Origin of the sequence: Streptomyces alkaliterrae (assembly GCF_007097205.2) — a bacterium.
Lineage (GTDB): Bacteria > Actinomycetota > Actinomycetes > Streptomycetales > Streptomycetaceae > Streptomyces > Streptomyces alkaliterrae.
The window spans coordinates 1-9,726 of record NZ_VJYK02000213.1 but is presented as its reverse complement, the minus strand read 5'-3'; the positions used below and the strand labels follow the sequence as shown (position 1 = coordinate 9,726).

Genomic DNA, 9,726 nt, shown 5'->3' with positions numbered 1-9,726 from the left:
GCTTCTTCAGCCACGGCGGCACGGCGGTCACCGTCGGCGTCGGCCGGATCACCACCCGGCCGGTCGTCCGCGACGGCGAACTGGCCGCCGCGCCCGTCCTGCCGCTGTCCCTCACCTTCGACCACCGAGAACCCCCGGCGTACCGCCCAACTCGCCTGGTCAAGCACGGTGGTCAAGGACGGACTGCGGCAGCGCGCGACCCTCGCCGGGCTCGGCCGCTACGGACTGCTCGACGCCTGCGACGAATGGCTGCGCGAGGCCGCCGACAGCCCCCGCCCGCCGGCCGCCGCGGCACGCCGCGGCCGCCCCCGCGTGGCACTCGTCTTCACCGGCCAGGGCAGCCAGTACGCCGGGATGACCGCGACCCTGCTCCGCCACTGCGCGCCCTACCGGCGGCACCTCGCCGAGGCGTCGGCCGCGCTCGGCGAACTGGGCGGCGGCCCGCACACCACGGTCGAACGGCTGCTGACCGGCGAACGCCCGGCCGACCTCGACCACACCCGCTACGCCCAACCCGCACTGTTCGCCGTCGAGTACGCGCTCGCCGCCACCCTGCTGGAGGTCGGCCTGCGGCCGGTCGCGGTACTCGGCCACAGCGTCGGGGAGTTCGCGGCGGCCGTCACCGCGGGCGCACTCGAACTCTCCGACGCCGCCGACCTGGTCCGCGCCCGCGGCGCGCTGATGGGTGAACTCCCGCGCGGCGGAGCCATGTTGGCGGTGGAGGCGAGCGAGGAGGCGGTCACCCCGATCGTCGCCGCCGCCGGACGGGGCCGGGTGCTCGACATCGCCGCCGTCAACGGCCCCGCCGCCGTCACCCTCAGCGGACACGCGGAAGCCGTCAAACGGGCCGCCGCGCTGCTGCGCGAGGCGGGCCACCGAGCACGTCCGCTACGCGTGTCACACGCCTTCCACTCCGCTCTGATGCGGCCCATGGCGGACGGCTTCGCCGCGCTCGCCGCCCGGGTGCCGCCCGGAGAGGCCCGCGTCCCGCTGTACTCCACCGTCCGCGAGGAGCAGCCGAGGAAGCTCGACGGCGACTACTGGACCGAGCAGATCTGCGCGCCCGTACGCTTCGACGCCGCCGCGCGGCGACTCGCCGAGGCCGCGCCCACGCACGTGGTGGAGGTGGGCCCGCGCCCGCTGCTGCTGCGACTGCTGCGCGCCAGGCTCGGCGAGCACACGGCGCTCGCCTGCTCCGCAGGCCCCCGCTCGACCGGCGGCGAGCTGGCGGGCGTCGTCGCCGCCCTGCACCGCGACGGCGCCGACCTCGACCTCTCCCGCTGGTACGGGCCCGAACAGCGCGTGAGGCGGCCGCTGCCCGGCTACGTCTTCGACCACTCCTCCCGCTTCTGGTGGACGACGGAGACGGCGGCCGCCGTCAAGCCCGCGTCGACCGCCGCCGAGCCCGCGCCGGCCGCCGCCAAGTCGGCGCCGACCGCCGAGCCCGCCGGACGCGTGGCCGACACCGCCGCCGACGTCGATCTCGCGGCGCTGGTCCGGGGCGCGATCCACCAGGTCACCGGGCACGACATGGCGGCCCTGGAACCGCACGCCGACCTCACCGAACTCGGCTTCGACTCGATCATGCTCATGCGCCTCGTCGACGAGATCGAGCAGGTGGTCGGCCCGGTCGACGTGGAGGCCCTGCTACCGAAGCTCACCACCGTCGGCGAACTGATCGACCACCTACGACACGCTCACCCCGCTCCGGAAGGAGTCCCGTCGTGACTCACCTCCTGCTCGGCACCGGCAGCGCGCTGCCCGGCGAGCCGATCGACAACGCGCGGCTGAAGGAGCGGTTCGGCACCGACCCGCGCTGGGTGGACCGCTTCATCGGCACCCGCACCCGGCACCTCGGCGTCGACCTGGAGACCGGCAAGCCGACCCACACCCTGGTCGACCTGGCCACCGAGGCGGCCGAGGCGGCCCTCGCCGCCGCCGACCTCGCCCCGCACGACGTCGACGTACTCGTGCTGGCCACCGCGTCCCCGGACCACCTGATGCCCGCCTCGGTCAACCTCGTCGCGGACCGGCTGGGCCTCCAGGCCGTGCCCACCTACCAGCTCCAGTCCGGCTGCGCGGGCGCCGTGCAGGCGCTCTCCCTGGCCGGTCGCATGCTCGACGACGAGCACCGCACGGCGCTGGTCGTCGGCGCCGACAGCTGCGCCAAACACCTCGTCCTCGACCACGACTTCGCCGCCCTGCCGCCGAGCGAACTGGTCAACTACGTGATCTTCGGCGACGGCGCCGGAGCCGCCGTCCTCGGCCTGGCCGACGAGCCGGACGCGCCCGGCACCCATCTGGGCCCCGTCCGCAACAGCTTCGTGGGCGTCGGCCGCGACCCGGGCCAGGTCATCCGCTGGTTCGGCGCCGCCGACAGGGACAGCGGCGAGCAGCCCGTCGCCGAGGACTACAAGGCCATCGAGGCCGGCGTGCCCGCTCTGGCCGCCGACGTGCTCGCGGATCTCCTGGACCGCACCGGCTGGGCGCCCGACTCGATCACCCACCTGCTGCCGCCCCAGCTCGGCGGCCGGATGACGGAACAGATCACCCGCGGCCTCGTCGAACGCTTCGGCCTCACCGCCACCGAGGTCAGCTGCGTCGCGGAGACCGGCAACAACGGCAACGCGCTGCCCTTCCTCCAACTGGACCGGCTCTTCCCGCTGGACCCGGGAGACCGGGCGCTGGCGATCGCCATCGAGTCGAGCAAGTGGATACGCACCGGCTTCGCGTTGGAGGGAATGTGAGCGCCGACACCGCCCTGGACGCGGTACGGGCGATCCGCGACGCGGGCGAACTGGCCGCGCGCTGGCCGGAGTTGTCGACGATCCTGGCCACGGCCGACGTCGAGCTGACCGGCCGCGCCGGAGCCCTGCTGGCCGCTGCGGACCACGACGCGGCCCACCGCGCGAACCCGGAACTCCCGCTTGTCGACGTGCTGTTGACCGGGAGCGGCACGGTGTCCCCGTTGGTGCCCCGGCTCGCCGGGGAGCTGGCCCGCCAGCAGGTCGTCGGCCGGGTCACCGCCGGCGACCCCGGCGGCTACGCCCTCGCCCTCGCCGCACCCGGCGCGGCCGACGTCACCCTGTGCCTGCTGGACGCCTCCGCCGTCTTCGACCGGGTGCCGCACACCGTGTGGACGGTCGACGACGTCAGCGTCGCCTGCGACGAACTCCTCGCACACCTGAGCGCGTTGGCCCGCTCGTACACCGCCGGGGGAGGGGTGCTCGTCCTCACCACCGCGCCGCTGTGGCCGCTGTGGGCGGACCAGATCCTCGATCTCCGCGAACGCGCCCGGCTCGGCGCGGTATGGCGCCGCTTCAACGCCGCGCTGCTGGAACTCGGCACCGGTGCGATCGAAGGTGTGCACGTCGTCGATCTCGACCCGATCGCCGCCACCACAGGACCGGCCCGCGACCCCCGGCTGGAGATCTACGCCCACGTCGCCTACGGCGACGCCCTGCTGGGCGCGCTCGCCCGCCGCGTCGCCCACCTCGTGCGCGCGCTGCGCGGCCGCCCCCGCAAGTGCCTGGTACTCGACCTCGACGGCACGCTGTGGGGCGGCACGCTCGCCGAGTCCGGCGGCTCCGGCCTCGACATGGCCGAGGGCTTCCGCGGCGAGTCCCACCGCCGCTTCCAGCGCGTCGCCGCCCAACTCGGCAGCCAGGGCGTGCTGCTCGCCGTATGCAGCAAGAACGACCCGGCCGAGGTCGACGAGGTGCTGCGCGACCACCCCGACCTGCTGGTGCGGCGGGACGACTTCGTCACCGTCGTCGCCGACTGGGCACCCAAGGTGGACACGGTCGGGCAGGTCGCCGAGCGCATCGGCATCGGCAGCGACAGCCTCGTCTTCGTCGACGACAGCGCCACCGAGACCGGCCTCGTCCGGCTCAAGCGGCCCGAGATCGCCGTCATCGACGTCGACGCCCGCGAACCCGCCACGCACGCGGACCGGTTGCTGGCCGAGGGCTGGTTCGACAGCACCGCCATCACCGAAGAGGACCGCGCCCGCGCCGGCCGCTACCGCACCGAGGGGCGCCGCGCCGAGTTCCGCGCCGGGTTCTCCTCCCTCACCGACTACCTCAAGGAGCTCGACACCACCCTCACCCTCTTCGCCCCCGGCCCGGGCGACGTCCACCGCCTCGCCCAACTCACCCAGCGCACCAACCAGTTCAACCTGACCACGCTGCGCCTGGACGAGGCCGCGGTACGTGCCGCGCTCGCCGACCCGGCGGTACTCGTCAGCCCCGTCCGGGTCGGCGACAGGTTCGGCGAACACGGCGTCATCGGCGCCGCGTTCCTGCGCCGCACCGGTACCCGGGTCGAGATCGACAACCTCGTCATGTCGTGCCGCGTGCTCGGCCGCGGCATCGAGTCGGCCTGGCTGCGCGAACTGCTGCGCTGGGCCGCCGCGCACGACGCCACCGAGGTCACCGCCGGCTACCGGCCCAGCCCGCGCAACGGCCGCGTCGCCACCCTCTACCCCGACCACGGCTTCACCCCGCTCCCCGACCGGGGCGACGGCCTCCACCGCTACCACCACGACCTGACCACCCTGCCGTCGGCCGTCGAACACCTCACGGTCGTCAGCGAACTACCCGCGCCGGTACCCGTCGGCGCCCACACCGAGGAGAACCGATGAACACCGCCGTCCTGGACACCGACCGGTTCCTCACTCTCCTCCGCGACGAGACCGGGCTGGCCGTCGACGCCGACGACCTCGACACCGACTTCGACGAACTGCCCGGCTGGGACTCGGTGATGCTGCTCAAGCTGCTCACCGCCGTCGAGCAGGCCACCGGCGGCCCGGCACCCATGCTGGAGGTCCTGGAGGCGCGGAACCTGCGTGCGGTGCACACCGCGATCGTCCGGTGAGGCCGCCGACCACCCCGGTGCCCCGGGCCCGCCGCCACACCCTGCACTTCCTCCACCACGCCCGCGGCGCCGCCCCCGTGCACCTGGACGCCGAGGTCGACGCGACCGAACTCCTCCGGCACCGGGCCGCCGCCGCCCGCCCGGTCTCCGTCGTCACCCACGTCGTGCACGCCGTCGGCCGGGTCCTGGCCCGTCACCCCGACGCCAACGCCGCGTACGGGGGCGGCGGACTGCGGCCCCGACTCGTCCGCTACCCGTGGGTCGACGTCAAACTGACCCTGGACCGCGTCGTCGACGGCACCCGCGTCGTTCTCTCCTCGGTGCTCACCGACGCCGACCGGGCCTCGCGGAGTTTCCTCCAGGCCCGCATCACCAGGCTGGCGACCACCGACCCGGAGCACCTGCCCGAGTTCGACGGCGTCCGCGCGCTCCGCCGACTGCCGTACCCCGTAGGCCGGTTCGCCTTCGCCGCCGCCAACCGCGCCACCCGGCGCCACCACCACCTGGGGACCGTCGCCGTGACCTCGCTCGGCCACCGCCGGGTGCAGCGCTTCTTCAGCCACGGCGGCACGGCGGTCACCGTCGGCGTCGGCCGGATCACCACCCGGCCGGTCGTCCGCGACGGCGAACTGGCCGCCGCGCCCGTCCTGCCGCTGTCCCTCACCTTCGACCACCGCGTCCTGGACGGCGCCGAAGCCGCCGACGTCCTCGACGACCTCGTCGAGACCCTGTGCCAACCACCCACACCGGAGCCCGACGATGCCGCTCGCTGAACCACCGCTCGAACTGCTCCCGGACCCCGACGCCCCCGGCTGGCGGCGGCTGACCGCACGCTGGCGACGGTGCGGCGTGGTCGTCGGCCACGCCGAGGAGGCGTGCTGGGGCACCGGCCGCACCGGCTCCCGCGCCCTGGTCGCGGCCACCGTCGGCCACCTGCTGGAGCTGCCCGCCGAGCGGGTCGCGCTGGAACGCGACCACCGGCGCCGCCCCTACCCCGTCGACCGGGAGACCGGGAGACGCCTCCCCGTCGACCTCAACCTCAGCCACACCGACGACCTCTTCCTCCTCGGCGTCAGCCGCAACGGACGCATCGGCGTCGACGTCGAACGCGCCGACCGCGACATCGCCCCCGGCCCGCGCATGCTCGCCCGCGTCTGCCACCCCGGCGAACGCGACGCCCTCGCCGAACTCTCCCGCCAGGCCCGGACCGAGGCAGTCGCCAGGCTGTGGGTCTGCAAGGAGGCGGTCGCCAAGGCCGACGGTCGCGGACTGCTGCTCGACCTCTCCACCGTCCGCGCGGACGTGCCACCGCCCGGCTGGCGGCTGGCCACCAGCCGACTGCCGAGCAGCCGCACCGCCGCCGGGTACTGGATAGGCGCCGCCCTGCGCGAAGGGACAGCGGTATGACGGGCACCACGGGCACCCCCGCCGGCGCGACGCCGCCGCTCGCCGAACTGGCCGGCTTCGCCGCCCTGCACGCCAAGGCGCTCGGCATCACCCGCACGGAACTGCGGCAGGGCCTGGCCGCCATCCGCCGCGACGGCACCCCCGACGCCTGGCCGCGCACCTGGAACCGCCTCGCCGCCCACCACCAGCGCGCCGACCGGCCCCTGCACGCCTGCCGCGCCCACGTCCTGGCCCGCTTCCCCTACCCGGCCGACGAGCACCGCCGCGCCGCCGGGGACCTCGCCGTCCGCGCCTTCGACACCTGGCGCCGCTCACACGGTGACATCAGACGTCTCGAACTGACGCTGTCGAGCGGCACGTTGACCGCGTGGGCCGCCGGTCTCGAACCACGCGCCGGACGCCCGCTGCTGCTGGTCATGGGCGGCATCATCAGCGTCAAGGAGCAGTGGGCGCCCTTCCTCGCCGCCGCCCGACGGCTCGGCGTCGCGGTCGTGGTCACCGAAATGCCCGGCGTCGGCGAGAACGCCCACCGCTACGGCCCGCACAGCGTCGAGATGATCCCCGAACTCCTCGACGAACTCGGCGCGGCGCACTGCGCCGCCGGAGTCCAGCTCGTCGCCCTCAGCTTCGCCGGGCAACTCGCCCTGAGCGCGGCCGCCGAGGACCCGAGGATCACCGCCGTGCACACCGTCGGCGCACCCACCGACGGCGTCTTCCGAGACCCCGCCGTGTGGGCGACCCTTCCGCGGACCACCACCGCCACGCTCGCACACCTCGCCCAGCGCGAACCACCGCAGCTCGAGAAGGAGTTGGCCACGCTCGCGCTGGACGAGCAGGCTCTGGCCCGGGTGCGCGTCCCCGTCCGCTACGTGGCCAGCCGGCGGGACGAGATCATCCCGCGCCGGGAATGGGAACGTCTCGCCGAGCACCTGCCGGACTTCACCTGGGTGGAGTTCGACGACGTGCACGGCTCCCCGGCCCACCTCGCCGACACCCGGCTGTGGCTGCTGCACGGCGTGCTCGACGCCCTCGGCGACCGCCGCGCCCGCGCCCTCGCCGCCCTGCTCGCGGTGCGCGGCCGCGCCGACCGGGGCGGCACCACCCGCACCCACGCCGCCCACCACGGCGAGCGGAGCCGGACATGACGATCCCCGCCCTCACGCGTCCGGCCGCCTCACCCGACCCGACCGCGTCCCCCCTCACCCTGGTCTGCCTCCACCACGCAGGCGGAAACCCGTCGGCCTTCCGGGAGTGGCGGGACGCGCTACCCGACGGCTTCGCCGTGCACCCCGTCCGGCTGCCCGGCCGCGACGGACCCGTCACCACCCCCCGCCGCCACCCCGACCTGGCCGCCCTCGTCCGCGAACTCGACGACCAGCTCGCCGACGAAGTCACCGGGCGCTACGCGGTGTTCGGTCACAGCATGGGCGCGATGCTGGCCTTCTGGCTCGTCCAACGCCGCATGGCACGCGGCGGACCACTGCCCGAACTGTTCCTCGCCGCCGCCTACGCCGCCCCGCACCTCGCCGGCTCCCTGCTCGGAGTCACCAGCGAGGACGCCGTCGACGCGCTCGACGACGTCACCCTCGCCGAACGGCTGCGGGCCGCCGGCGGTCTCCCCGCCGAACTCCTCGCCCGCCCGCAGTGGTTGCGGCTGCTGCTCGGCACCGTCCGCGAAGACCTCCGGCTGTGCGCCGCCCACCGCTACGTGGCCGCACCCCGACTCCCCATGCCCGTACACGTCTTCGGCGGTCGGACCGACCCCATCGTCTCCGTCGAACAGCTCCGCGGCTGGCGCGAACACGCGGCGGGCGACTTCGGCTGCGACATCCTCGACGGCGGCCACTTCCTCGTCCAGGAACCCCACGCGGGACTGCTGCCGGCCCTGCGCCGACGACTCACCCGCGCCCTTACCACGCCCCGGACCGTCGGCGCGCCCCCAGCTCCCACCGTCCCAACGAAGTGAGAGGCCCGCACACAGTGAACACCGACACCACAGACGTCTGCGTGGTCGGCGGCGGCCCCGCCGGACTCGCGCTCGCCCTCGGCCTCGCCGGCGACGGCCACGAGGTCGTCGTCCTCGAACAGAGCCCCCGCTTCGACCGCAGCTTCCGCGGCGAGTCGCTGTCCCCCGACGGGGTGTGGCTGCTCGACCGGCTCGGCGTACTGGACAACATCGTCGAACGCGGCGCCCTGGTCGTGGAACGGCTGGAGATCGCGGAGAACGGCCGTGTCGTGATGAGCGCCGACTTCGCCGACTACCCCTACGCCCAGCGCTACCCGATGGAGATACCGCAGCCCACGCTGCTCGCCACCCTCGCCGAGGCCGGCGCCGCCTATCCCGGCCACGACCTCCGCCAGGGCACCAAGGTCACCGGCCTGATCGAGCAGGACGGCCGCGTCACCGGCGTCCGCTACCGCACCGCCGACGGCGACGAACGCGAACTACGCGCCCGCCTTGTCGTCGGCGCCGACGGCCGCTACAGCAAGACCCGCGAACTCTCCGGCCTCGCCTACGACAAGCAGCCACTCGAACGCGACGTGGTCTGGCTCCGCATGCCCCGCCCCGACGGCTGGCCGCGCGCCTGCTACCGCATCCGACTCCAGGGCGCCCGCCACGGCCTGTTCATCCCCACACACCCCGACGACATCCGCATCGGCTTCAACATCCCCAAGGGCGGACTCAAGGAACTGCGCAAGGGAGGAATCGAGCAACTGCACCGCCGCATCGACGAGATCGCGCCGGAACTCTCGAACGGCTTGCGCGAGTCGGTCACCGGATGGTCGGGTACGACCGTGCTGGACATCTTCACCGTCGCCACACCGCAGTGGTCCCGGCCCGGCCTCACCCTCATGGGCGACGCCGCGCACACCCTGACCCCCATCCTCGGTCAGGGCGTCAACCACGCCCTCATCGACGGCCACACCCTCGCCGGTCTGCTGGACCGCCCGCTCCGCGCCACCGGCCGCCGCGGCGACGAACTCCTCCACACCGCCGCCCTGCGCTTCCAGCACCAGCGAGAGCAGGCCGTCCGCATCTCCCGAGGCCTCCAGATGCGCCAGGAGAAGGCGTTCACCTACGGCAACCAGCTCGCCGTCGCCGGCCGCTCCACCCTCTACCGCGTCATGAACCGCAGCCGCTACCTCCAGAAGCGCGTCCTGTGCTCGGCCTACTTCCAACTCCAGCCGGAACTCGCCCGGTGAACATCGAACCACCCGTCGGACCACCCGACGACCAGGGTCCCGCCGGAGGCACCGCCCGGCGGGACCCTGCCCGTCCCTCCACCGCCTGGGGGCCGGGGTGGCTGCTGCTCGCCGTGTTCACCCTCGCCTTCGCCGCCTTCGAGACCGTCAAACACCAGGGCTGGACGCTCGCCGCCGCCGCCCTCGGCGCGGCTCTCCCACTTGTCCTCACCCGTTTCCCCGGCCCCCTCCTCACCCACG

General features: G+C 74.3%; 9 protein-coding genes and 2 pseudogenes. All 11 read left to right on the top strand.

All coding sequences use genetic code 11. The features are described from left to right. Positions 1 to 116: pseudogene (locus tag FNX44_RS18725) on the top strand (2-oxo acid dehydrogenase subunit E2); the annotation flags it as partial. 52 nt (positions 117 to 168) lie between these two features. After that, on the top strand, positions 169 to 1,728 hold the full coding sequence (locus FNX44_RS18720; RefSeq protein ID WP_143649445.1) for an acyltransferase domain-containing protein: 1,560 nt from the start codon (positions 169 to 171) through the stop codon (positions 1,726 to 1,728). Further along, entirely contained in the window at positions 1,725 to 2,747 is a 1,023-nt protein-coding gene (locus FNX44_RS18715; protein ID WP_143649444.1) for a 3-oxoacyl-ACP synthase III family protein, read from the top strand. The genes FNX44_RS18720 and FNX44_RS18715 overlap by 4 nt, the downstream gene beginning before the upstream one ends. Next, a complete protein-coding gene (locus FNX44_RS18710; protein ID WP_153507443.1) occupies positions 2,744 to 4,642 on the top strand; it encodes an HAD-IIIC family phosphatase in 1,899 nt (632 codons plus the stop codon). Before FNX44_RS18715 ends, FNX44_RS18710 begins: the two co-directional genes overlap by 4 nt. Beyond that, positions 4,639 to 4,875, top strand: a complete 237-nt coding sequence (locus tag FNX44_RS18705; protein ID WP_143649442.1) for a phosphopantetheine-binding protein — start codon at positions 4,639 to 4,641, stop codon at positions 4,873 to 4,875. Before FNX44_RS18710 ends, FNX44_RS18705 begins: the two co-directional genes overlap by 4 nt. Continuing rightward, complete coding sequence (locus FNX44_RS18700) at positions 4,872 to 5,648, top strand: 2-oxo acid dehydrogenase subunit E2 (protein ID WP_143649441.1); 777 nt, start codon at positions 4,872 to 4,874, stop codon at positions 5,646 to 5,648. Before FNX44_RS18705 ends, FNX44_RS18700 begins: the two co-directional genes overlap by 4 nt. Then, positions 5,635 to 6,282 (top strand): 4'-phosphopantetheinyl transferase family protein, encoded by a 648-nt coding sequence (locus FNX44_RS18695; RefSeq protein WP_143649440.1) that lies wholly within the window; start codon positions 5,635 to 5,637, stop codon positions 6,280 to 6,282. Before FNX44_RS18700 ends, FNX44_RS18695 begins: the two co-directional genes overlap by 14 nt. Continuing rightward, a complete protein-coding gene (locus FNX44_RS18690; RefSeq protein WP_143649439.1) occupies positions 6,279 to 7,427 on the top strand; it encodes an alpha/beta fold hydrolase in 1,149 nt (382 codons plus the stop codon). Before FNX44_RS18695 ends, FNX44_RS18690 begins: the two co-directional genes overlap by 4 nt. Beyond that, positions 7,424 to 8,248, top strand: a complete 825-nt coding sequence (locus FNX44_RS29030) for a thioesterase II family protein (protein ID WP_153507441.1) — start codon at positions 7,424 to 7,426, stop codon at positions 8,246 to 8,248. The genes FNX44_RS18690 and FNX44_RS29030 overlap by 4 nt, the downstream gene beginning before the upstream one ends. Before the next feature lie 14 nt (positions 8,249 to 8,262). After that, complete coding sequence (locus FNX44_RS18680) at positions 8,263 to 9,486, top strand: FAD-dependent oxidoreductase (protein ID WP_323369489.1); 1,224 nt, start codon at positions 8,263 to 8,265, stop codon at positions 9,484 to 9,486. Then, positions 9,483 to 9,726 (top strand): annotated as a pseudogene (locus tag FNX44_RS18675) (hypothetical protein); the annotation flags it as partial. The gene FNX44_RS18680 and the pseudogene FNX44_RS18675, both read left to right, overlap by 4 nt.

Coding starts and splice junctions, on each gene's coding strand:
- FNX44_RS18705 (WP_143649442.1), top strand. CDS start 4,639: ATGAACACCGCCGTCCTGGACACCGACCGGTTCCTCACTCTCCTCCGC.
- FNX44_RS18695 (WP_143649440.1), top strand. CDS start 5,635: ATGCCGCTCGCTGAACCACCGCTCGAACTGCTCCCGGACCCCGACGCC.
- FNX44_RS18690 (WP_143649439.1), top strand. CDS start 6,279: ATGACGGGCACCACGGGCACCCCCGCCGGCGCGACGCCGCCGCTCGCC.
- FNX44_RS29030 (WP_153507441.1), top strand. CDS start 7,424: ATGACGATCCCCGCCCTCACGCGTCCGGCCGCCTCACCCGACCCGACC.